Source organism: Streptomyces sp. NPDC052036 (assembly GCF_040680495.1).
Classification (GTDB): domain Bacteria; phylum Actinomycetota; class Actinomycetes; order Streptomycetales; family Streptomycetaceae; genus Streptomyces.
Genome location: NZ_JBFAWW010000065.1, coordinates 1 through 21,881 on the forward strand (window position 1 = coordinate 1; position 21,881 = coordinate 21,881).

A 21,881-nucleotide genomic window follows, 5' to 3' on the forward strand; every position below is an offset into this window, starting at 1 on the left:
ATCTGGCAGCCGGACGCCGTCAGCTCCGCGATCTGCTGCAACGTGGCACCGATGTCCGACGTACGCGTCGTCGTCATCGACTGCACCGACACCGGGGCCCCGCCCCCGACCGCCACCGGCCCGACCTGGATCTGCCGCGACACGCGTCGCTCCGCGATCGGCCGGGCCGGTACCTCGGGGATGCCCAAGGAAACGGCGGTCATGGCCTCACCTGTCGTTTCCTGGGTTCGGGGCCACCGTCTCGCGCATGGCCCGCAGGGACTCCTTGAGGGAGCCCATCGTGGCCAGCACGGCCGTCGGTTCATAGCCGCAGTGCGCCATGCAGTTGGCGCAGCGCGGGTCCTTGCCGCGGCCGTACTTGTCCCAGTCGGTCTTCTCGATCAGCTCGCGGTACGTCGGCACATACCCGTCGCTCATCAGATAGCAGGGCCGCTGCCAGCCGAACAGCGAGTAGTTCGGGATCGCCCAGGCCGTGCACTGGAAGTCGACCTTGCCCTCCAGGAAGTCGAGGAACAGCGGCGAGTGGTTGAGCCGCCAGCGGCGCCGGTTGCCGCCCGAGAACGCCTTCTTGAACAGCTCGCGGGTCTGCTCGACGCCCAGGAAGTGCTCCTGGTCGGGCGCCTTCTCGTAGGCGTAGGCGGGCGAGATCATCATCTCGTCCACCTTCAGTTCGTCGTTGAGGAAGTTGAGCACCTCGATGATGGTCTGCGGGGTGTCCGTGTTGAAGAAGGTCGAGTTGGTGGTGACCCGGAAGCCACGCCGCTTGGCCTCCTTGATGGCCTCCACGGCCTCATCGAACACACCCTCCTTGGCCACGGACTCGTCGTGGCGCTCACGCAGGCCGTCGATGTGCACCGCGAACGCGAAGTACGGCGACGGCGTGAACTTGTCCATCTTCTTGCGCAGCAGCATGGCGTTGGTGCACAGGAAGACGTACTTCCTGCGGGCCACCAACTGCCGCACGATCTCGTCGATCTGCGGATGCATCAACGGTTCGCCACCGGCGATCGACACCATGGGCGCACCGGACTCCAGTACCGCACCCACGGCCTGGGCCACCGGCATACGCTGCTTGAGCACCCCCGCCGGGTGCTGGATCTTGCCGCATCCCTCGCACTTCAGATTGCAGGCGAAGAGGGGTTCCAGCTCGACGATGAGCGGAAACTTCTCCCGCCCGCGCAGCTTCTGTTCGAAGAGATACGTCGCAACCTTGATGGACTGGCGCAGCGGCATGGCCATCTGGCTCACCTCCGGGGGAGCAACAAGGAACGGTGCCATTCGAAAAAAGCGGGTAGGACGGCACGAAGTACGCGGAAAGCTGATATTCCACCGCGCAAGGTGCCGATCCGGACGAGTTCATGTTCTGGAGCGTCCACGACCACCCGGACGGCCGCAACCGGGCGGGCGCCCGTGCGTACGGCGCCGTGCAGCGTGGCCGCGGACTCCATGTCGACCGCGATCGCGCCGGTCGCGAGCAGATGCGACCGCTCCTGACCTCGGACGACATGGTCCGAACCGGTGAGCGGTCCGGTATGGACCGTGCGCCCCGGCAGGCTGCGCACAAGCTCCTTGACCAGCAGCTCGGCGCCCACGCACGGGGTGGTGCCGCGCGGGTCCCGGGTCTCCTCGGCGACGACCAGGTCACCGGGGTGCATACCGGGAGCCAGCCCCGCGCAGAAGCCGGTGGCGAGGACGGCCGCCCCGGCCTGCTCCGGGTCGGCGAGCGCCCGGATGACCGAGCGTTCCGCCGCCCGGGGCCCCATACCCGTACGGAGCAGTGTGACGCGCCCGTCGGCCCCGCCGCGGTCGCCGCTGCGCAGGGCGAGGTGCTCGATGCCGAGCGCGCAGGCGATCAGCAGCGGGGCGGTGTCGGGCTTCCGGCTCATCTGCTCCCCTTGGCCCCGGCGAACGGCTCGCCGTGGACGTAGCGGCCGAGCGCGGTGAGCGGGAAGACCTGCCGGTAGAGGTGGTAGTTGATGGAGAAGTCCCAGGGGAAGCCGGTTCCGGTGAAGTACGGCTCGTCCCAGGAGCCGTCCTCGTTCTGGGTCCGGGCGAGGAAGTCGATGCCGTGTTGCGCCGCCTTGCTCTCCCCCTCCCCCGCGGCCAGCAGCGCGAGCAGCGCCCACGCCGTCTGCGAGGCGGTGGAGGCGCCTCGGCCGCTCCATTCCCGGGCGTTGTGGTACGAGCGCAGATCCTCGCCCCAGCCGCCGTCGTCGTTCTGCACGCGCTCCAGCCAGGCCACGGCTCTGCGGATCGCCGGGTGCGCCACGGGCAGGCCGGCCGCCGTCAGCGCGGGCACCACCGAGCCGGTGCCGTAGACGTAGTTGACGCCCCAGCGCCCGAACCAGGAGCCGTCCGGCTCCTGTTCGGCCAGCAGCCACTCGATGCCGCGCCGGGTGCGCGGGTCGTGGGACAGCCCCTCGACGGCGAGCATCTCCACGACATGCGCGGTGACATCGGCCGACGGCGGGTCGATGACCTCGCCGAAGTCGCAGAACGGCAGCCGGTTGGGGAACGCGCTGGTGTTGTCGACGTCGAAGGCGCCCCACGCGCCGTTCTTCGACTGCATGCCGAGGTTCCAGCGCACCCCACGCCCGATGGCCTTCTCCAGCCGTTCCGGATCGGGGTGGCCCACCCGGCGCAGTGCGAGGACGACCTCGGCGGTGTCGTCGATGTCCGGGTAGTTGTCGTTGTGGAACTCGAACGCCCAGCCGCCCGAGGGGAGTTGCGGACGTCGCACCGACCAGTCGCCGGGCCGGACGATCTGTTCGGCGAGCATCCAGTCCGCGGCCTTCACCAGCTGCGGATGGTCGGCGGGCAGACCCGCGTCGGCGAGCGCGATGGTCGCGAGGCAGGTGTCCCACACCGGGGACTGGCACGCCTCGATCATCCGGGCCCCGTCCTCGCGCCACACCGCGAAACGGTCGAGGGAGGCAAGGCCCTCGCGCATCACGGGGTGCTGGAGGTCGTAGCCGAGCAGGTGCAGGGCGATGACCGAGTACACCGCGGGCGGCTGGATGCCGCCCCAGCAGCCGTCGTTCTCCTGCCGCTCGATGATCCAGCGGGCGGCGGTGTTCATCGCGGCCCTGCGCAGTCGGCGCGGGGCGACCTTGCGGAACTGGTGCAGCGCCTTGTCGAGCCGCTGGAAGACGCCGTCCCAGCTGACCACCGATGCGAGGTCCCGGGCCGGGTTGGGGTCGTCGGGGTCGGTGTGCAGTTCGTCCAGCGGGAACGGTGCGGGCCGCACCGGGCGTTTCGCGGAGACGATGGTGAGCGGCACGATCGTCTGGCGGGCCCAGCATCCGAAGTCGTAGATGTTGAGCGGCATCCACTTCGGGAAGTAGATGAGTTCCGGCGGCAGCTCCGGCAGGTCCTCCCACTTCCACCAGCCGAAGAGGGCGAGCCAGATCCGGGTGAAGACGCGGGCGGCGGCGATACCGCCCTGCTCACGGACCCAGGCGGCGGCCTTCGCCATATGGGGCTCGTCCGGTGCGTCCCCCGCCAGGCGCAGGGCGACGTAGGCCTCGACGGTGGCGGACAGTTCGCCGGGTCCGCCGTAGAAGGTGGCCCAGGTGCCGTCCTCGCGTTGCTCGCTGCGGACGAACAGGGCGGCGGCTCGGGTGGTCTTCTCGTCGGAGATGCCCAGGAACTGACGGAGCAGCAGGTCCTCGGCGTCCATCGTGACGTTCGTCTCGAGGTCGCCCTTCCACCAGCCCTCGGCGTCCTGTCGCGCGAGCAGGAAGTCTGTCGCGCGCCGCATGGCGCGCTCGGCGGCGTCTCGAGTGCCGTCCGTCCCGGCCGCCTCCGGGAGCGGTAGGTCTGTGTCGCTGGCCGAGGCAGCGCGGGGCGGCAGGGCTCCGGTGCTTCCGTCGGTCGTCGCTGTCATGGCTTCCCCTTCGTGCAGTCGTGCGAGTCGTGCTGCTGTGGGTCCGCCGTCGGCCGGTGGGTCTGCGCGGTGGGGCTCCCCCGCTCATGAGGTCCCCCCCCGCTCGAACAAGTCGGGAGTGGGGGGAGGTCGGGAGTGAGGGGAGACACCGGCCGGCGACTACGCGAGGTGTATTCGACCGATATTGATCATCTCTTTCGTACGACGACGAAGTCGGCGAGCGCCGTGAACTGCGCGCGCACCTCCTGGGGCATCCGGACCGAGGCCAGTGCCTCGACCGCGATCGTGTGCTGGCGGCGCGCTTCCTGGGCGGTCCACTCGCGGCCGCCCGCCTCCTCGATGAGCGCGGCGCGCGCGGCGAACTCCTCCTCGGAGAAGTTCTCGAAGTCGCTGCTCTTGGCGTCCTCCGCGAGCAGCCGGCCGAGCCGCTCGGAGGCGGGCCCGCCCGCCGCCAGCGCGGCCACGACCGGCAGGGACTTCTTGCGCTGACGCAGATCGCTCCAGGTCTGCTTGCCGGTGGCCTCCGGATCGCCCCAGATGCCGAGGAGGTCGTCGACGGCCTGGAAGGCGAGACCGAGGTGGTAGCCGTACTTCTCCAGGGTGTCGGCGGTCGTGTCGTCCGCGCCGCCGAGGACCGCGCCGATGGAGGAGGCGCAGGCGAGCAGGGCGCCGGTCTTGTTGCCCTCCATCTCCAGGCACTCCGCGACACTGACGCGGTCGCGGTGCTCGTAGGAGATGTCCTGCGCCTGACCGTCGATCAGGGCGCGGGTGGACCTGGTCAGACGACGGGTGGCGCGGCCGGCCTCGACGGTGCCGAGCTCCAGCAGCACCTCGTTGGCCAGGGCGAACAGCGCGTCGCCGACGAGGATGGCCTGGGCGGGGCCGTGCACCTTCCACACGGTGTCGCGGTGGCGGCGCTGTTCGTCGCCGTCCATCAGGTCGTCGTGCAGCAGCGAGAAGTTGTGCACCAGTTCCACCGCGACCGCGCCGGGCACGCCGACCTCGGGCGCCTGGCCCGCGGCCTGGGCGGAGAGCAGGGCGAGAGCGGGACGCACGGCCTTGCCGCCGTCGCCGTCCGCGGGGTTGCCCTCGGCGTCGATCCAGCCGAAGTGGTAGGAGGCGACGGTGTCCATGGGCGGCGCCAGGCGGTCCACTGCCTCCCGCAGCACCGGCGTGGCCAGGGTCCGGCCGCGCTCCAGGAGCGCGGACACGTCCACCGCGGTCTCTCGAGCGGCCGTCTCGGCCGGGGGCACAGTGGGCACAGTCTCTCCTCTTGTTGCGATACCGGGGGTGCGGGAACCGGTTCCGTGCGTAGGGGCGCTCATGGTCATGCCGCCTCCTCGAAGAGGTCGGGGAGGTGGGCGCCGGACCGGCCCAGGGCGTCCAGCGCGGCGCCCGCCGCGCTGACACCGCTGCGGACCGCACTCTCCATGGTCGCGGGCCACCCGGTGGCGGTCCACGCTCCGGCCAGGCAGAGGCCGGGGGCCTTGGTGCGGGCGCCGGGCCGCAGCCGCCCGACGCCGGGGCTGGGGGCGAACGTGGCCGTGCGCTCCCGGGTGACGAAGAAGTCCTTCACCTCGGCGCCCCGTGCGGCGGGCAACAGCCGCTCGAGCTCGGGGAGATAGCGCTCGCGCAGCACCGACACCGGCTCGTCGATCTCGTCCTGGGCGGCCGACTGGGACAGCGCGAGGTACTGGCCCTCCCGCAGTCCGGAGGCCTCGGTGCGGTCGAAGACCCACTGCACCGGGGAGCCGAGCGCCGTGAAGAAAGGGCAGCCGAGCACCTTGCGGTCGTAGACGACATGGACGTTGAGGATCGGCGCCGTGCCGATCTCGAGCAGTCGTTCGGGGGCGTCGAGGGCTCCGGCGGGCAGCAGGTCGTGCGCCTCGCGCTGCGGTACGGCGAGGACCACCGCCTCGGTCTCGATGTGCTCGCCGGGAACCTGAACGCTCCAGCCGCCGTTTTCGTTAGGGGAGATGGAGGTGACGCGTGTACGGACCTCGGTACGGACGCCCGCGGAGTCGAGCGCCTTGCGGGCCAGCCGGTCGTGCAGTTCGCCCAGCGGGACGCGTGCCCAGCCGATGTCGGCCGCGCCCGGGTCGGACAGCAGACCCGTCTTGAACACCATCGCGGCGAGCCCGAGCGAGGCATCGGCGGCCACCGCGTTGAGGGTGGCGACCCCGACCAGGTCCCACAGTGCCTCGACGGCACGCGCCGACTGACCGTGCGCGGCCAGCCAGCTGCCGAAGTCCTGCGTGTCGAGCGCGGGATCCGTGAGATCCAGTGCGCGGAGCGCGAGTGCGGCGCGCCCGACTCTGGCGCGCTCGGCGAGGGAGAGATGGGGGTAGGTGGCCAGGCTGCGCCCGAGGTGCAGGGGTACGGGCAGCGCGTCGCGCCGCAGTCTGCCGAGTCGTCGCCCCGGAGCGCGGTCGGCGTCGAGAACGGGCACGTCGAGACGATCCTGCAGGGGAGCCAGCGCGGACGCGTCGATGCGGTCGAGGAACCAGCGGTAGGCGGTGCAGCACCGCAGATAGACGTGCTGGCCGTTGTCCACGGTCAGCTCGCCCCGGTGGAACGAGAAGGCGAGACCACCCAGCCGCGGCCGTCCCTCCAGCAGGGTCACCCGCACTCCGGCGTCGGCGAGCGCCAGCGCGGCCGTGATCCCGGCGAGTCCCCCGCCGACCACCACGGCGGACGCCCCGGAGACGGCAGGCGCCGCGCGGTGGTCCGGCCTGTCCGCGGGTGGGCCGTCCGGCTGTGTGGCCTCGCTCATCGTGCTTCCTCCCCTGCCGGTTCGCCATGCTGGTTGAACGATGCACGGCGGACCGTCGCAGTCAGGGACGCCGCGCCGCACCGGAGGGTTGCCTGCCGTTTTTCGCCGGTGGCCTCACCGTTCAGGGGATCTCCCATCAGCCGCGCCTCCTGACCGTGCGCCGGGAGACGTTCCGGGCGTCGAGACCCGACAGTCCGCGCACGGCGACATACGCCTTCTCGCGTCCCGGCAGCGAGACCCGGCCGCGCAGCACGGCCTCGGGCTCACGCTCGATGCGGTCGAGGAGCCGGCGATAGATGCCGGCCATGGCGGCGACGCAGGCGCCGCTGCGCCGGTCGAGCATGGGCAGCAGCCGGTAGCCCTCGGCGAAGAGCGCACGGGCCCGGCGTACCTCGAAGTGCACGAGACCGGCGAAGTCGGAGCCCTCGGGCGGGGTCGGTCCGGGGAAGCCGGCCGAGCAGCCGAACTTGGCCAGGTCGTCGGCGGGCAGATAGACGCGTCCGCCCTCGGCGTCCTCGCGGACGTCCCGGAGGATGTTGGTGAGCTGCAGCGCGAGCCCCAGCGTGTCGGCGTACTCCGGCGCGCGCTCCGCGCCGCGCGCCCCCGGCTCCGTGCCGAACACGCCGAGTGACAGGCGTCCGATGGCCCCGGCCACGCAGCGGCAGTAGACCTTCAGGTCGTCCCAGGTCTCGTAGGTCTCACCGCGTACGTCCATGAGCACGCCGTCGATGAGTTCGTCGAGACCGCCGAGCGGGATCGGGAAGTGCGACGCGGCGTGGGTGAGGGCGACGGCGACCGGGTCGGTGTCGTCCTCGGCCACCTTTCCGTCCCGGACGCGGTCCAGCAGCGCCCGGGTCTCCTCCAGCCGTGCGGTCTTGGCGTCGGCGGCCAGCACCCCGTCGCCGATGTCGTCGACCCGCCGGGAGAACGCGTAGAGCGCCGACATCGCACGCCGCTTGGGCGTCGGCAGCAGCCGGATGCCGTAGGCGAAGTTGCGGGCCTGCTGCCCGGTCACGGCCTCGCAGTAGCTGTACGCGGCGAGTACCGGCGGGGACACGTGCTGTTCCGACTCCACGGCCCGGATCACCCCTCTCCTCGCAGAGTCACGCCCACCTCGCGCAGCAACCGCAGCTTGCCGGGCTTGGGTGGGCCGGAAAGTACGTCGTATTCGGCGGCGGCGATCGCGCCGATCGCCGCCCTTCCTCCCGCCACGAAGCCCGCGAGCAGCAGCCTCAGCCTGCCGTGGACGCTACCCACGAGGGGGGCGCCTTCATTCAGGAGATCGCGGGCGCGTTCCGCTTCGTACGCGACCAGCGCGCGCACCGATGCGCCGGTTGCGTTCATGGCGAGATCCGTCTCCTGGACATGGAAGCGCTTCATGTCGGCGGCGGGCAGATAGATCCGGTCGCGGCCGAGGTCCTCGGCGACGTCCTGGAGGTGCTCGACGATCTGCAGAGCCGTGCAGATCGCGTCGGAGCGGCGGATGCGCTCGGGGGTGGCGGTGCCGGTGACGCCCAGGACGAGCCGGCCGACCGGGTTGGCGGACAGTTCGCAGTAGGCGAGGAGGTCGTCGTAGGTCTCGTACCGCTTGACGAGCTGGTCCTGGCGGTTGGCGGCGATCAGGCCGAGGAACGGCTCGGGGGTGAGGCCGGCGCGCCGGACGGCGGGCTGGAGGCGGCGCAGCAGGGGATGGCGCGGGGTCGAGTCGAAGACGCGGTAAAGATCAGCCTCGAAGGCGTCCAGAAGAGTGAGGCGGTCCTCGGCCTCCTCGGGCGACACGCCGAGCAGACGGGCGTCGGCGCCGCCGGGGGCGAGGTCGCCGTCGCCGATGTCGTCGACGAGGCGCGCGAAGCCGTAGACGGCCATCAGGTCGGCACGCCAGGCCCGGGGCAGGAAGAACGGCGCCACGGGGAAGTTCTCGCCCGCGGCCTTGTCGAGGGTGGCGCGCTCCGGGTCGCCGGTGCGCGTCGTCCCGGCTTCGGTCACCGCTCGCCGCCCGGCGCGGAGACGGCACATGCCTCGCGGAGCTGGAGACTTTCCGTAGCCATTGCCGTCACATCTCCCGTTCTACACTGCCGACCCAATACATCCTATTTCGGACACGCCGCCCGGCCGTCCATGCAGCGCGGCAGGTAGGGGGTGTAGGGCATTATCGCCCCAGTTGCCGCGAATCAGCACCGGTACAGCTTACGTTGTACAACTAATGGAGCTCCGGCGGGGTGTCCTGCAGATCACAACAACACACCGATTGGCGTCAAGATTCCTAAGGCCAGACAGAGTTGGCCTTTCCTTTGCAGTCGAGGGGCCCGGCCGAAACGCACCGGCCGGGCCCTCCGTCATGGGCGGCTGCTACTTGCCCGTGAACTTCTCGTACTCCTTGAGGACCTCTTCGGTCGGGCCGTCCATCCGCAGCTCACCGCGCTCCAGCCACAGGACGCGGTCACAGGTGTCGCGGATCGACTTGTTGTTGTGACTGACGAGAAACACCGTGCCCGCCTCCTTGCGCAGCTCCCGGATGCGGTCCTCGGAGCGCTTCTGGAACTTGCGGTCACCGGTGGCCAGGGCCTCGTCGATCATGAGGACGTCGTGGTCCTTGGCGGCGGCAATGGAGAACCGCAGCCGGGCGGCCATGCCGGAGGAGTAGGTGCGCATCGGCAGCGTGATGAAGTCGCCCTTCTCGTTGATGCCGGAGAAGTCGACGATCTCCTCGTAGCGGGCCTTGATCTGCTCGCGGGACATGCCCATGGCGAGACCGCCCAGGATGACGTTGCGCTCGCCCGTCAGGTCGTTCATCAGAGCCGCGTTCACACCGAGCAGGGAGGGCTGGCCGTCGGTGTAGACCTTGCCCCGCTCGGCGGGCAGCAGTCCGGCGATGGCACGCAGCAGGGTGGACTTGCCGGAGCCGTTCGACCCGATCAGCCCGATGGCCTCGCCGCGGTAGGCGACGAACGACACCCCGCGGACCGCGTGCACCTTGCGCACCCCGCGCGCCGTGTCGTCGGAGCCCCGCTTGAGGAGGCGGCTGAGCGCGGCGGTCGCGCTGCCCTTGCCGGTCTTGGCGCCGTTGACGCGGTAGACGATGTGCAGCTCGTCCGCGATGACGGTGGGGATCCTGGCCCCGGTGTTCTGCTCAGCCACGGCCGTACCGCTCCTCCGCCTTCCAGAAGTACACGAACCCGCCGACGAAGGCGAGCACCGCCCAGAACAGCGCGATGGCCCAGACGTGCGGCGGGAGGTTCGCGGCACCGTAGTCCTTGACGAGCGCGAAGCGCATCAGGTCCATGTAGACGGCGGCCGGGTTCACCTGCAACGCGCGGACCACCCATTCGGGGCGTCCGACGAGCATGTTGTGGATGGAGAACATGACGCCGGACATGTACATCCAGGTGCGCAGGATGAACGGCATCAGCTGTGCGAGGTCCGGGGTCTGGGCACCCAGCCGCGCCACGATCAGGGCGAGGCCCGTGTTGAAGAGGAACTGCAGCACCAGGACCGGGACGATCAGCAGCCAGGACAGCCTCGGATAGCTGCCGAATCCGATGGACACGACGAACAGCACGATCATCGAGAACAGCAGCTGCTGGAGCTGCTGCAGCGCGAACGAGACGGGCAGCGAGGCACGCGGGAAGTGCAGGGCGCGCACCAGGCCCAGGTTGCCGGAGATCGCCCGGACACCGGCCATGATCGAGCTCTGGGTGAAGGTGAAGACGAAGACACCGGTCACCAGGAAGGGGATGTACGTGCCGTGCGGCATGCCCCGGCTGGCCTTCAGGATGAGCCCGAAGATCAGGTAGTACACGAAGGCGTTCAGCAGCGGGGTGGCGACCTGCCACAGCTGACCGAGCTTGGCCTGGCTGTACTGGGCGGTGAGCTTCGCCTGCGAGAAGGCGAGGATGAAGTGGCGCCGCCCCCACAGCTGGCGGATGTAACTGACGAGCCCGGGCCGGGCGCCGCTCACCGAGAGCCCGTACTTGGCGGCCAGCTCGGCCGCGGTCAGCCCGTCATCGGGCGACGGGCGATCGCTCACCGCGACCCCGCCGTCATGCGTTGTCTCACTCACAGGTTGGCAAACTCTCCGTTTCGGGACGCGCGGCCTGCCCGCGCACGGGTGGGAGCCGGGACATGGGTCCCACCCGCTGTTTCCGACTATCGAGCTTGTCAGATGACCGGAGGCCGGCCCAGTCGGGTCAGCCGCCACACGGTACGCCACTTCATGGGGCGCCGCGGACCGCACGGCGTCGTCCAGCCCTCCTTGAAGCCGCCGAACCAGGCCTTCAGGGCGGCCCGCGAGGGCCGGCGCAGCAGCGTCAGCAGCATCCAGACCCCCAGATAGACCGGGGCGAGGACGGCGGGGAGGTTACGACGGGCCAGCCAGACCCGGTTGCGGGCGACCATCCGGTGGTAGACCGCGTGCCGGGAGGGCGCGGTCGTGGGGTGGTACAGGACCATGTCCGACCGGTAGTCGATCATCCAGCCCGCGTCCAGGGCCCGCCAGGCCAGGTCGGTCTCCTCATGGGCGTAGAAGAACTCGTCCGGCAGTCCGCCGACCTCGGCGAAGACCTTCGTACGGACCGCGTTGGCGCCGCCCAGGAAGGTGGTGACCCGGGAGGAGCGCATCGGGTCCGAGGCACGCAGTCGCGGCACATGGCGGCGCTGGGTCGCGCCGGTGTCGGGGTCGGCGATACGGAAGCTGATGATGCCGAGGTCGGGGTCCGCGGCGAAGGCCTGGCGGCACAGCTCGGCGGTGTCGTCGCGGGCGAGCAGGCCGTCGTCGTCCAGGAAGAGCAGGACGTCCACCTGAGTGCCGCCCGGCCCGAACGCCTCGATGCCGACGTTGCGGCCGCCGGGGATGCCGAGGTTCTCGGGCAGCTCGACGGTGCGGACGCCGTCGGGGACGTCCGGAACGGGCGAGCCGTTGCCGACCACGACGACCTCGACGGTGTCGCCGTCCTGCTTGGCGACCGAGTCGAGGAGGGCGCGCAGCTCGGCGGGGCGGTTGCCCATCGTGATGACGACCGCCCCGACCCTTATGCCGCCGCTCACTTCAGCCTGCTGGAGGCGAGGATGGACACGAGGTGCAGCAGGGTCTGCAGGAGCGCGATGCCCGCCAGCACGGCGACGCCGAGCCGGGAGAAGTACAGGTCGCCCCTGACCGAGTCCACGATCGCCAGGACGAGGATCAGCAGCGACGCCTCGATCCCGAGGACCAGACGGTGGAACTTCAGCGCCGAGGCCGCCCTGCGGGCCAGCGCGAGGCCGGAGGACCGCGGCTCGGCCGCCGCCTCCTTGACCGGCGGCAGCCCGCCCTGGTGCCGGGCGACACCGACGAGGTCGGTCTCGGCCTTGATCAGGACGGCGCCGAGGGCGGCGAGGGTGCCGAGGAAGGCCCACAGCCAGTCGATCCGCCCGGGGCCCCACAGATCCGCGGCGCGCAGACCGAATCCGACCAGCACCGCCGCGTCGCACAGATACGCGCCGACCCGGTCCAGGTACACGCCGCCGAGCGAGAACTGCTTCTTCCAACGTGCTATCTCACCGTCGACACAGTCGAGGAGCAGGTAGAGCTGGACCATCACCACGCCGAGCACGGCGCCCGCGACGCCCGGCACCAGCAGCGCCGGAGCGGCGAGGACGCCGAAGACCGTCATCAGGTAGGTCAGCTGGTTGGGCGTGACCCTGGTGTTGACCAGGTAGCGGTCGATCCGCAGCGAGACCTCACGCATGTAGAGGCGTCCCGCCCAGTGCTCACCGCTGCGCCGGTCCTTCACCCCGGCGGGGTGGACGACGGGGCGGAGTTCAGCTACCGATGGCCTTGACATAGTCGACGTAGGTGTCCTTGATCTGGTCGGTCTTCAGGTCGAGGTGTTCGAGGATCGTGTAGCGGCCGGGCCGGGTCTGCGGGGCGAACTCCACGGCCCGGACGAACTCGTCCACGGTGAAGCCGATCTCCTCCGGCAGTACGGGCAGCCCGTGCCGGCGCAGCACCTGGGCCATGTACGCGGACTCCTCGTGCGCCCCCCGCAGATACATCGCGAACGCCGCGCCCAGCCCGCACTGCTCGCCGTGGGCGGCCGCGCGCCGGGGGAACAGCAGGTCGAAGGCGTGGTTGATCTCGTGGCACGCGCCGGAGGACGGGCGGGAGTCTCCCGACACCGACATGGCGATACCGCTGAGGACCAGCGCCTCGGCCAGCACCTGGAGGAAGTCGTTGTCGCCGATGCCGCCGGGGTGGCGCAGCACCGCCTCGCCGGCCTGGCGGGCCATCGCGGCGGCGAGGCCGTCGATCTTCTCGCCCTTGACGCGGTTGGCCAGCTCCCAGTCCGCGATCGCGGAGATGTTGGACACGGCGTCGCCGATGCCCGCGCGCACGAAGCGCACCGGGGCCTCACGGATGACATCGAGGTCGATGACGACCGCGATCGGGTTCGGCACACCGTAGGAGCCGCGGCCCGCGTCGTTGTCGAGGGTCGCGACGGGCGAGCACAGACCGTCGTGGGCGAGGTTCGTGGGGACGGCGACCAGCGGCAGTCCGACCCGCGCCGCGGCGAACTTGGCGCAGTCGATGATCTTGCCGCCGCCCAGGCCCACGAGCGCGTCGTAGTGGCCCGCCTTCACGTCGCCGGCCAGCCGGACGGCGTCGTCGAGGGTGCCGCCGCCGACCTCGTACCAGGTGGCGCCGGGCAGGCTGGGGGTGAGCCGCTCACGCAGCCGGGCGCCGGAACCGTCGCTGACGGCGACGGCCAGCTTGCCCGAGTGCGAGATCCGCTCGTCCGCGAGCACGCTCGCCAGGTCGTCGAGGGCACCCGGGCGGATGTCGACGACGACCGGCGAGGGGATGAGCCTCGTCAGTACCGGCACGCGATCTCCCGCCCCCGAGCCAGGTCGTCGTGGTTGTCGATCTCGACCCACGGCACATCACCGATGGGAGCGACGTCGATCTTGAAACCGCGGTGGACCAGTTCCTGGTAGCCGTGCTCGTAGAACTGCTGCGGGTCGGTCTCCCACACGGTCTTCAGCGCGTCGGCCAGTTCCCCGGCCGCCTCGCCCTCGATGAGGGTCACGCCGATGTACTCACCGGTCGCCTCGGACGGCTCCATCAGCTTGGTGATCTTGCGGACGCCCTTGTCGGGGTCCACGACGACCTTCATCTCCTCGTCCGCGAGCTGCTTCACCGTGTCGAGGGCGAGGATGATCCGCTTGCCGTCGCCGCGGGCGGCGAGCAGCGTCTTCTCGACGGAGACCGGGTGCACGGTGTCGCCGTTGGCGAGGATCACGCCGTCGCTGAGGGCGTCACGGCCGCACCACAGGGAGTAGGCGTTGTTCCACTCCTCGGCCTTGTCGTTGTCGATGAGGGTGAGCTTCAGGCCGTACTTACGCTCCAGGGCCTCCCGGCGCTCGTAGACGGCCTCCTTGCGGTAGCCGACGATGATCGCGGCCTCGGTCAGACCGACCTCGGCGAAGTTGCCGAGGGTGAGGTCGAGGACCGTGAGGCTGTCCTCCATACCCGCGGGCCCCACCGGCACCAGAGCCTTGGGCAGGGTGTCGGTGTAGGGCCGCAGACGCCGTCCGGCGCCGGCCGCCAGCACGAGGCCGATCATGCGGGTTCTCCTTCGTCGTGTACGGCGGGCGCGCCACCCTTGTGGGCGGCCACCCAGAAGCGGATGCTCTCCGCGAGCACCACCAGGGCCACGTAGACGGCGAGGACCGTGAGCGCGACCTTGAACTGCACAGCGGTGAGCAGCGCGGCCAGGACCGTGACCAGCAGGGTCCGGCCTTCGTGCCCCCCGACCGCGCGGACCAGCATCCGCGGCGGTGCGCCGGCGTCGCCGCGGATGCGGTACACCGTGTCGTAGTGATGGTAGGCGACGGCCGCCACCAGCCCGAAAGCCGCCGGCAGTACTCCGTTCACCCCTGATTTGGCCGCCAGGACCAGGACCGTGCCGTATTCCGCGGCCCGGAAGAAGGGCGGGACCAGCCAGTCGAGGGGGCCCTTGAGGGGCCGCAGCACGGCGAGGGCGGACAGGATCACATAGCCGACGGCGCCCAGGACGCTCTGCCAGCCGGCGCCCCACAGCAGGGTCGTGCAGACGACCAGGACCCCGCCGGCGAGGGCAAGGTACGGCGCCGCGCGGCGGGCGGTGCCGCGGGCGGAACGCACCAGCAGTTCGACGAGAGGGCCGCTGTCGGTGAGATCGGCGAGCGCCTGCGCGGCACGGTCGGTCCGGCGGGCCTTGCGCGTGAGCGAGCGCAGCACGCGGCCCGCCGTGGTGTAGCTGGCGGCGAAGGCGCAGCCGATCAGCAGCACGGTGAAGGTGATACGGGGGGTGGTGGCCGCCGTCAGGACGGCGATCAGCGCCCAGCGCTCACCGATCGGCAGGACGATCATCCGGCGCACCCACACCGTCCAGCCCACGCTGTCGAGGCGGTCCGAGAGAGCGGCGGTGGGGCTGGTGTTGGCGGTGGCCGCGGAGTCCCCGACGTTTGCCTCGTTGAAGGCGAAGTCCACGACGTGCCGGCAGGTCTGCAGGACCATCGCGCCGAGGGCGAGCGCCCATACGTCGTCGCCGCCGCGGGCGGCGCCGAGGGCGAGGCCCGCGTAGTAGGCGTACTCCTTGGCGCGGTCGAAGGTGGCGTCGAGCCAGGCGCCGAGCGTGGAGTACTGCAGCGAGTAGCGCGCGAGCTGACCGTCGGTGCAGTCGAGGACGAAGGACAGGATCAGCAGGATGCCCGCGACGATGAAGCCGCCGCGGCTGCCGGTGGCCGCGCAGCCCGCCGCGATCAGGGCGGTGAGCAGCGAGGCGGTGGTGACCTGGTTGGGGGTCAGGCCCCGGCGGGCGCACCAGCGGGCGAGGTAGCGCGAGTAGGGGCTGATGAAGTGCGTGGTGAAGAAGCCGTCGCGGGCCTTGACGGCGCTGCGCAGGCGGACGGCCTCGTCGTCGACGGAGGCGACGGCCTGCCGTGCCTCGTTGCGGGCCTGCGGGTCGGCGGGGACGGCGGCGATCAGTGTGCCCAGTTCGGGGCGGTGGACCGGGACGCCGTCGGCGTCGAGGGCCTCGGTGAGGCGCTCGGCGAGGTTGTCGGCGACGGTGACGGCGTCCGTCCGCTCGGGCAGGTCGCCGCGCTCGGGCGACGCCGGGAGCGGGGCGGGAGTCGAGAGCACGGGGTGCGCGCCACCGGCCGCCGCGGAGTTCTCCCGGGCGAGGGCGCGGGTCAGTGCCTGCCGGGCGGCGGGCTGCGCCGTGACGGCGCCGGGTATGGCGGCGGCGGGGAAGCGGGGGTCGGTCAGACCGAGCCGCAGCGCGTGCTGATGCCCCACGAAGCGGCTGTCGACGATCGCGACCCGCTGGTGCGCCGGCACGGCGGCGAGGAGCGTCTCGGCGTCACCGGCGTCGGTGGCGACCCGCACGTCGAAGCCGAGGGACCGCAGATCGCCCTCCAGCGACGATCCGGGAACCGGCTGTCCGGTGAGGATGGCGGTCGACAGACGAACTCACTCCCTGAGGCCCGACGCGTACGGGCGCCGGTCGTGTGTGTGGTGTGGGGCGCACCCGGGGCGGGGGCCGGGCGGCATGTCGGCAGAGGCTATCGGATACCGGGAAGCCGGTGTTCACCGGCCGTTCATGGAGTGATCAACCCGGTCTGTATGTCCGCCGTAGCGATCATCATCGAGGATCGGTGGGGCGCGCAACAAACCGCGGTCCCAGACCCGCCCATTCCCGGCATCGTGCCCGCACCGCGACCGGACACACCCGGCAAGACACCTTTACCCGGGTATACGGCCGCCGGGCATACGGCCGCACCTGGCGATCGGGGCCTACGGCGACCGGGGATCCGGCGGGTTCACTCGGCAGGCATAGGGTGAGGGCCCATGACATGGCTGATCACCGGCGGGGCCGGTTACATCGGGGCGCACGTGGCGCGGGCGATGGCCGCGGAAGGCGAGAGCGTCCTCGTGCTGGACGACCTCTCCAGCGGCGTGCCGACGCGGCTCCCGGAGAGCATTCCGCTGGTGCACGGCTCCTCGCTGGACGGGCGGCTGCTGAAGCGGGTCCTCGCCGAGCACGCGGTCACCGGTGTGGTGCACCTGGCCGCGCGCAAGCAGGTCGCTGAGTCCGTGGCCCAGCCGACGCGCTACTACCAGGAGAACGTGGGCGGTCTCGCGACGCTGCTGGAGGCGGTCGCCGAGGCGGGGATCCAGCGGTTCCTGTTCTCCTCGTCGGCGGCCGTCTACGGCAACCCCGATGTGGACCTCGTCACGGAGGACACGCCCTGCGCCCCGATGAACCCGTACGGCGAGACGAAGCTCGCGGGTGAGTGGCTGGTGCGGGCGGCGGGCCGGGCGCACGGCATCGCGACCGTGTGTCTGCGCTACTTCAACGTGGCCGGGGCGGCCGAGCCGGAGCTGGCCGACACGGGCGTGTTCAACATCGTGCCGATGGTCTTCGACCGGCTGACCCGCGGCCAGGCGCCGCGGATCTTCGGTGCCGACTATCCGACCCCGGACGGCACCTGCGTACGTGACTACATCCATGTCGCCGACCTCGCCGACGCACACCTCGCGGCGGCCCGACGGCTGGCCGGGGGCGCCGCGGGCGACCTGACCGTGAACATCGGCCGTGGCGAGGGCGTGTCGGTGCGGGAACTGGTCACGCTCATCGGCGAGGTGACCGGCGACACCACGGCGCCGGTCGTCGAGCCGCGCCGCCCCGGTGACGCGCCCCGTGCGGTCGCGTCGGCCGCGCTGGCCGAGCGGGAGCTCGGCTGGAGTGCCCGGCGGGGGGTGCGGGAGATGGTGGAGTCGGCGTGGCGCGGCTGGCTGCTGCACCACCCGGAGGCGAGCCGCGGCTGAGCGGCGGCTGTACGCCGTGAGGCGACTCACGCGCACATGCGGGCCCGTACACCGTGAGGCGCGCCACGCGCGCATGCGTGCCCGTACGCCGTGAGGCGAGCCACCGGCGCGACGGGCGGGCGCGCGCGCCGGATGCAGGGCGCGCGCCCGGGCGCCGACCACCCGGAGCGCACGGCGGGGGCGGTTCCCGCTCCGTGGCACCGGGCACGATCACGATCAGGTATCCGGCCACGTCCGGCGTCTGTTCCCTGTGGACCGCAGGGCCCTTTCGGAGCAGCCGGTGGGGACATGCGGGGAGTCAGGAAGTGCCGGGAGTGCCGGATTCGTACGGCAGACTGGGGACTGGACAACCGATGCTAAGGATGGGTATGCCGATCACACCTGCCACCGCGACACACCGTTCGTCGAACGGCACCGCTGACGCGATCCTGCTGGAGCTGGTCGACGAGAACGGCACCACGATCGGTACCGCGGAGAAGCTCGCCGCCCATCAGCCGCCCGGGCAGCTGCACCGCGCGTTCTCGGTGTTCCTGTTCGACGAGCGCGGTCGGCTGCTGCTGCAGCAGCGGGCGCTCGGCAAGTACCACTCCCCCGGTGTCTGGTCCAACACCTGCTGCGGCCACCCCTATCCCGGCGAAGCTCCGTTCGCGGCGGCGGCCCGGCGGACGTACGAGGAGCTGGGGGTCTCCCCGTCGCTGCTGGCCGAGGCGGGCACGGTGCGCTACAACCATCCGGACCCGGACTCCGGCCTGGTGGAGCAGGAGTACAACCACCTCTTCGTCGGGCTTGTGCAGTCCCCGATGCGTCCGGATTCGGAGGAGGTCGGGGCGACGGCCTTCGTGACCCCGGAAGAGCTTGCCGAGCGGCACGCGAAGGACCCGTTCTCGTCGTGGTTCATGACGGTCCTGGACGCGGCGCGGCCGGCGATCAGAGAACTGACGGGACCGTCCGCGGGCTGGTGACCCGAGGGTCCGTCCGGCCCGCGCGTCCGGACGCCCGCCCCAGGGCGGACGGACACCCCGAGGCGGGCGGAGCCGTGGCGGCGGGGTGACTGTTCCCCGTGACCGTGTGGATCAGGGTCAGAGGAACCGTACGGGTTTGAGGGGGAGCGCGGCCCAGATCACCTTGCCGCCGCTCGCCGTGTGCTCGACGTCGCACACGCCGCCTGCCTCCCTGGTGACCTCGCGGACCAGCAGCAGCCCCCGACCGCCGGTCTGCCCGTGGTCGGCCTCCAGGGCGCTCGGGCGGTAGGGGTGCTCGTCCTCCACCGAGACCCGCACCCACTCCGGGCCCACGGCGACCTCGACGGCGAGCATCGGCGACAGCAGCGCCGCGTGCCGCACCGCGTTGGTGACCAGTTCCGAGACGATCAGCAGCAGGGCGTGCACGGTGTCGTCCGAGACGGGCACGCCCTGGCGGCCGAGCAGATCCCGGACGGCGTGCCTGGCCTGCGGCACCGAGGCCTCCACGGCGGCGGCCGTGAACCGCCAGACCCCCTCGTACGGCAGCGGCGCCGGCGGCCGCGGACCGTCCGGCTCGTTCCCGCCGCGGTCAGGGCGCGGGTCGGCCCCCCGCCCTCTGTTCTCCATAGCCCGGTCGCCACCCTCACGCTCGATTGTCACCACGCGTCGAGTGTTGGGAATGCACTGGTCCGTCCCGAATGACTGAACACAAGTCAGCGGGTATCGACGACATTCTGACCGTTGGTGCATGACATCGTCGTCTGCGTGACCGCTCCTGTCCTTCCCCGCACCGACTTCGGAACTCTTCGGGTTGTACGGGTTCGGGGGCGGGACCCCGGCCGGCCCGGGCGGCGGTGCCGGTCGGGCCAGGCACCCTTCGTGACCGGACCTCAGGGAGGTACGGATAGCATCCGGCCCATGGAGCCGCAGTTGCTGCACCGCGTCACCGACGGAGTCGCGACCGTCGTCATCCACCACCCGGCCAAACGGAACGCGATGACGGCCGGCATGTGGGAGGCGCTGCCACCACTTCTCGACGGACTCGCGGCCGACCCTGCCGTCCGGGCGCTGGTGCTCACCGGCGAGGGCGGGACCTTCTGTGCCGGGGCCGACATCTCGACGCTGCGGGAGTCGTCGGAGCCGGCGCAGAGCCTGGCCGTGCTGGCCGAGGAGGCACTGGCCTCCTTCCCGAAGCCGACGCTGGCGGCGATCCGCGGCCACTGCGTGGGCGGCGGATCGCAGCTCGCGGCGGCCTGCGATCTGCGGTTCGCGGAAGAGGGCGCGCTCTTCGGGGTGACACCGGCGAGGCTCGGGATCGTCTACCCGGCCTCCGCCACCCGCCGGCTGGTGGCGCTGGTGGGTCCGGGTGCCGCCAAATACCTCCTGTTCTCGGGCGAGTTGATGGATGTGGAGCGGGCACTGCGCACGGGGATGGTCGACGAGGTGCTGCCCGAGGGCGAACTCGACAAACGGGTGGCGGAGTTCACCCGCGTCCTGGTCTCGCGCTCCCAGTTGACACAGGCCGCGGCCAAGGAGTTCGCGAACGGGCGGACGGACCGGGAGGCCTACTGGGCGGAGCAGGCGCGCGCCGGCGGCGACACCGCGGAGGGCGTCGCCGCGTTCCTGGAGCGCAGACCGCCCCGGTTCACCTGGACTACCTCAGGGTGAACCGGCTGTTGGTGCGAAACTCCTCGACGAGGTGCGCGGGCGCCTTGTGCGGGGACCCGGCGTCGTAGGGCGGCTGCGGGTCGTACTCGGTCAGCAGCTGTACGGCCTGGGCGTGCTCGTCGGCCGCGATCCGGCCGAGCAGGGCGAGCCCCATGTCGATGCCGGAGGAGACACCGGCGGCGGTGACGTACTTGCCGTCGAACACGACGCGCTCGCCCGTGGCCTCGGCGCCGAACCGCGCCAGGAAGTCCAGGGCCAGCCAGTGCGAGGTGGCCCGACGCCCGGTGAGCAGCCCGGCGGCGGCCAGCAGCAGGGAGCCGGAACACACGGAGGTCGTCCAGGTGCTGGTCGCGTCGGCGGTGCGCAGCCAGTCGAGGAGCACCTCGTTGTCCATCTGCGGGGTCTGGCCGGGGCCGCCGGGAACGACCACGATGTCGGGCGCCGGCACCTCGGTCAGGCTCCTGTCGGCGAGGAGCGCGAGGGCTCCGGTGTCGCTGCGCACGGGTCCGGTCCGCTCGGCGACGAACACGGTCTCCGCGCCGGGGAGCCGTCCGAGGGTCTCGTAGGGGCCGACGGCGTCGAGGGCCGTGAAACGGTCGTAGAGGACGATCGCGATCTGCATGTGTTTCCCTTCGGGGATCAGTCGGCGGTGATGGCGGGGCGGAAGCGGCGGCGGTACTCGGCCGGGGCCGCGCCGAGTGCCTTCAGAAAGGCACGGCGCATCGCCTCGGGCGTGCCGTAGCCGCTGGCGCGGGAGATCTCCTGGATGCCGTCGCCGGTGTCCTCCAGGAGACGGCGGGCGTGCTCGAGGCGGACCCGGTCGACATAGCGGCCCGGCGACAGTCCCGTCTCGGCCCTGAAGGACCGGGCGAAGTGACGGGGCGACAGTCGGCAGCGGGTGGCGAGCGCCTCCACGGAGAGGTCGTCCGCCGGGTGCTCGCTGATCCACTGCTGAACCTCGCGCAGGGGCGCGCGGTGCGCCGTCTGCGCGGCGAGCTGGGCGCTGAACTGCGCCTGGTTGCCCGGGCGGCGCAGAAAGACGACCAGGTGGCGGGCGACGGTCAGGGCGGTGTCGCGGCCGAGGTCCTCCTCGATCAGGGCCAGGGCGAGGTCGATGCCGGAGGTGACACCGGCCGAGGTGACGACCCGGCCGTCGCGCACATAGATGGGGTCGGGGTCGACCGCGATCTCCGGGTGGTTCCGGGCCAGGGTGTCGCAGTACGCCCAGTGGGTGGTCGCCCGGCGGCCGTCCAGCAGGCCCGCGCGGGCGAGCAGGATCGCACCGGTGCATATGGAGACCAGGCGGTCGGCGCGGGGGCGTGCTGTCGCAGCCAGTCCATCAGGCGCGGCTCGGGGCTCCGGGTCCCCTGGCCGCCCGGGACGATCAGGGTGTGCGGGGCGGGTGCGTACGCGAGGGCGTGGTCGGGGACGAGGGTCAGACCGCTGGAGGTCCGCACAGGGGCCCCGTCCAGGGAGGCGGTGACGACGCGGTAGGTCCCGGGCCGGCAGATCTCGGCGCCCGCGAAGACCTCCACGGGCCCGGTGACGTCGAGACTCTGCACCGCGTCGAAGAGAACGACCAGGAGGGTGCGCATGACATCGATTCTTGGCGGGCCCCTGGATGTCCGCAACGACGAACAACCCACCTTTTCTGGCTCTCCTGCCGTATGTGTGGGTCATGCTGGGGCGGGTTGGCGTCCGGGGAGTTGGGGGCGGGGGCCGGCGAGGGTGAGCATGACCAGG

21 protein-coding genes and 1 pseudogene are annotated in these 21,881 nt (G+C 71.3%); 3 read left to right on the forward strand and 19 right to left on the reverse strand.

The window, feature by feature from the left end; genetic code table 11:
* The 16 genes from AB0L95_RS40025 to AB0L95_RS40100 form a co-directional block, all read right to left on the reverse strand.
* The coding region (locus AB0L95_RS40025; RefSeq protein ID WP_365171292.1) for a flavodoxin-dependent (E)-4-hydroxy-3-methylbut-2-enyl-diphosphate synthase at positions 1-203 on the reverse strand (203 nt) is incomplete at its 3' end.
* Between the two features lie 4 nt (positions 204-207).
* Complete coding sequence (gene hpnH / locus AB0L95_RS40030; RefSeq protein WP_365171294.1) at positions 208-1,239, reverse strand: adenosyl-hopene transferase HpnH; 1,032 nt, start codon at positions 1,237-1,239, stop codon at positions 208-210.
* 5 nt (positions 1,240-1,244) lie between these two features.
* The gene (locus tag AB0L95_RS40035) at positions 1,245-1,886 is read right to left on the reverse strand and encodes a 1-hydroxy-2-methyl-2-butenyl 4-diphosphate reductase (protein WP_365171296.1); all 642 of its coding nucleotides are present in this window, start codon (positions 1,884-1,886) and stop codon (positions 1,245-1,247) included.
* The gene (shc, locus tag AB0L95_RS40040) at positions 1,883-3,886 is read right to left on the reverse strand and encodes a squalene--hopene cyclase (RefSeq protein ID WP_365171298.1); all 2,004 of its coding nucleotides are present in this window, start codon (positions 3,884-3,886) and stop codon (positions 1,883-1,885) included. The genes AB0L95_RS40035 and shc overlap by 4 nt, the downstream gene beginning before the upstream one ends.
* Before the next feature lie 188 nt (positions 3,887-4,074).
* Positions 4,075-5,211, reverse strand: a complete 1,137-nt coding sequence (locus AB0L95_RS40045; protein ID WP_365171330.1) for a polyprenyl synthetase family protein — start codon at positions 5,209-5,211, stop codon at positions 4,075-4,077.
* Between the two features lie 2 nt (positions 5,212-5,213).
* On the reverse strand, positions 5,214-6,659 hold the full coding sequence (gene hpnE, locus AB0L95_RS40050) for a hydroxysqualene dehydroxylase HpnE (RefSeq protein ID WP_365171300.1): 1,446 nt from the start codon (positions 6,657-6,659) through the stop codon (positions 5,214-5,216).
* Positions 6,656-6,796, reverse strand: coding sequence for a DUF6380 family protein (locus AB0L95_RS40055; RefSeq protein ID WP_365171302.1), 141 nt, complete (start codon positions 6,794-6,796; stop codon positions 6,656-6,658). Before AB0L95_RS40055 ends, hpnE begins: the two co-directional genes overlap by 4 nt.
* A complete protein-coding gene (gene hpnD, locus AB0L95_RS40060; RefSeq protein WP_365171304.1) occupies positions 6,796-7,746 on the reverse strand; it encodes a presqualene diphosphate synthase HpnD in 951 nt (316 codons plus the stop codon). The genes AB0L95_RS40055 and hpnD overlap by 1 nt, the downstream gene beginning before the upstream one ends.
* Complete coding sequence (gene hpnC / locus AB0L95_RS40065; protein WP_365171306.1) at positions 7,743-8,645, reverse strand: squalene synthase HpnC; 903 nt, start codon at positions 8,643-8,645, stop codon at positions 7,743-7,745. The genes hpnD and hpnC overlap by 4 nt, the downstream gene beginning before the upstream one ends.
* Positions 8,646-9,008: 363 nt before the next feature.
* Positions 9,009-9,797, reverse strand: coding sequence for an ABC transporter ATP-binding protein (locus tag AB0L95_RS40070; protein WP_365171308.1), 789 nt, complete (start codon positions 9,795-9,797; stop codon positions 9,009-9,011).
* Positions 9,790-10,719, reverse strand: a complete 930-nt coding sequence (locus AB0L95_RS40075; protein ID WP_365171310.1) for an ABC transporter permease — start codon at positions 10,717-10,719, stop codon at positions 9,790-9,792. The genes AB0L95_RS40070 and AB0L95_RS40075 overlap by 8 nt, the downstream gene beginning before the upstream one ends.
* Before the next feature lie 98 nt (positions 10,720-10,817).
* A complete protein-coding gene (locus AB0L95_RS40080; protein ID WP_365171312.1) occupies positions 10,818-11,702 on the reverse strand; it encodes a glycosyltransferase in 885 nt (294 codons plus the stop codon).
* Positions 11,699-12,478, reverse strand: coding sequence for a CDP-alcohol phosphatidyltransferase family protein (locus AB0L95_RS40085; protein WP_365171314.1), 780 nt, complete (start codon positions 12,476-12,478; stop codon positions 11,699-11,701). Before AB0L95_RS40085 ends, AB0L95_RS40080 begins: the two co-directional genes overlap by 4 nt.
* Positions 12,456-13,517 (reverse strand): iron-containing alcohol dehydrogenase family protein, encoded by a 1,062-nt coding sequence (locus AB0L95_RS40090; protein WP_365171316.1) that lies wholly within the window; start codon positions 13,515-13,517, stop codon positions 12,456-12,458. The genes AB0L95_RS40085 and AB0L95_RS40090 overlap by 23 nt, the downstream gene beginning before the upstream one ends.
* On the reverse strand, positions 13,505-14,257 hold the full coding sequence (locus tag AB0L95_RS40095) for a phosphocholine cytidylyltransferase family protein (protein ID WP_365171318.1): 753 nt from the start codon (positions 14,255-14,257) through the stop codon (positions 13,505-13,507). The genes AB0L95_RS40090 and AB0L95_RS40095 overlap by 13 nt, the downstream gene beginning before the upstream one ends.
* Positions 14,254-16,143: a DUF5941 domain-containing protein gene (locus tag AB0L95_RS40100; protein ID WP_365171332.1), complete on the reverse strand. Its 1,890-nt coding sequence runs from the start codon at positions 16,141-16,143 to the stop codon at positions 14,254-14,256. The genes AB0L95_RS40095 and AB0L95_RS40100 overlap by 4 nt, the downstream gene beginning before the upstream one ends.
* A gap of 384 nt (positions 16,144-16,527) precedes the next feature.
* Between AB0L95_RS40100 and galE the strand changes: the two genes are divergently transcribed.
* Together galE and idi are read left to right on the forward strand one after the other, a co-directional pair.
* Positions 16,528-17,508, forward strand: coding sequence for a UDP-glucose 4-epimerase GalE (gene galE, locus AB0L95_RS40105; RefSeq protein WP_365171320.1), 981 nt, complete (start codon positions 16,528-16,530; stop codon positions 17,506-17,508).
* 368 nt (positions 17,509-17,876) lie between these two features.
* Positions 17,877-18,470 carry an isopentenyl-diphosphate Delta-isomerase gene (gene idi, locus AB0L95_RS40110; RefSeq protein ID WP_365171322.1) on the forward strand — a complete coding sequence of 198 codons (594 nt, stop codon included), beginning with the start codon at positions 17,877-17,879 and terminating at the stop codon, positions 18,468-18,470.
* Between the two features lie 117 nt (positions 18,471-18,587).
* Here the strand turns inward: idi and AB0L95_RS40115 are convergent, their stop codons facing one another.
* Entirely contained in the window at positions 18,588-19,097 is a 510-nt protein-coding gene (locus AB0L95_RS40115; protein ID WP_365171324.1) for an ATP-binding protein, read from the reverse strand.
* A gap of 291 nt (positions 19,098-19,388) precedes the next feature.
* Here AB0L95_RS40115 and AB0L95_RS40120 point away from each other — a divergent pair, with 291 nt between their 5' ends.
* A complete protein-coding gene (locus AB0L95_RS40120; protein WP_365171326.1) occupies positions 19,389-20,138 on the forward strand; it encodes an enoyl-CoA hydratase-related protein in 750 nt (249 codons plus the stop codon).
* Here the strand turns inward: AB0L95_RS40120 and AB0L95_RS40125 are convergent.
* Complete coding sequence (locus tag AB0L95_RS40125; protein ID WP_365171328.1) at positions 20,125-20,760, reverse strand: DJ-1/PfpI family protein; 636 nt, start codon at positions 20,758-20,760, stop codon at positions 20,125-20,127. The two genes, AB0L95_RS40120 and AB0L95_RS40125, sit on opposite strands and share 14 nt — an antisense overlap.
* Positions 20,761-20,777: 17 nt before the next feature.
* Positions 20,778-21,733: pseudogene (locus tag AB0L95_RS40130) on the reverse strand (GlxA family transcriptional regulator).
* Positions 21,734-21,881: the final 148 nt, after the last annotated feature.

Bases quoted from the DNA above. Each gene is read 5' to 3' on its own strand.
- hpnH (WP_365171294.1), bottom strand. From the start codon at position 1,239: ATGGCCATGCCGCTGCGCCAGTCCATCAAGGTTGCGACGTATCTCTTC.
- AB0L95_RS40095 (WP_365171318.1), bottom strand. From the start codon at position 14,257: ATGATCGGCCTCGTGCTGGCGGCCGGCGCCGGACGGCGTCTGCGGCCC.
- AB0L95_RS40055 (WP_365171302.1), bottom strand. From the start codon at position 6,796: ATGGGAGATCCCCTGAACGGTGAGGCCACCGGCGAAAAACGGCAGGCA.
- AB0L95_RS40045 (WP_365171330.1), bottom strand. From the start codon at position 5,211: ATGAGCGCCCCTACGCACGGAACCGGTTCCCGCACCCCCGGTATCGCA.
- AB0L95_RS40085 (WP_365171314.1), bottom strand. From the start codon at position 12,478: ATGTCAAGGCCATCGGTAGCTGAACTCCGCCCCGTCGTCCACCCCGCC.
- galE (WP_365171320.1), top strand. From the start codon at position 16,528: ATGACATGGCTGATCACCGGCGGGGCCGGTTACATCGGGGCGCACGTG.
- AB0L95_RS40035 (WP_365171296.1), bottom strand. From the start codon at position 1,886: ATGAGCCGGAAGCCCGACACCGCCCCGCTGCTGATCGCCTGCGCGCTC.
- idi (WP_365171322.1), top strand. From the start codon at position 17,877: ATGCCGATCACACCTGCCACCGCGACACACCGTTCGTCGAACGGCACC.
- shc (WP_365171298.1), bottom strand. From the start codon at position 3,886: ATGACAGCGACGACCGACGGAAGCACCGGAGCCCTGCCGCCCCGCGCT.
- hpnE (WP_365171300.1), bottom strand. From the start codon at position 6,659: ATGAGCGAGGCCACACAGCCGGACGGCCCACCCGCGGACAGGCCGGAC.
- AB0L95_RS40115 (WP_365171324.1), bottom strand. From the start codon at position 19,097: ATGGAGAACAGAGGGCGGGGGGCCGACCCGCGCCCTGACCGCGGCGGG.
- AB0L95_RS40125 (WP_365171328.1), bottom strand. From the start codon at position 20,760: ATGCAGATCGCGATCGTCCTCTACGACCGTTTCACGGCCCTCGACGCC.
- AB0L95_RS40120 (WP_365171326.1), top strand. From the start codon at position 19,389: ATGGAGCCGCAGTTGCTGCACCGCGTCACCGACGGAGTCGCGACCGTC.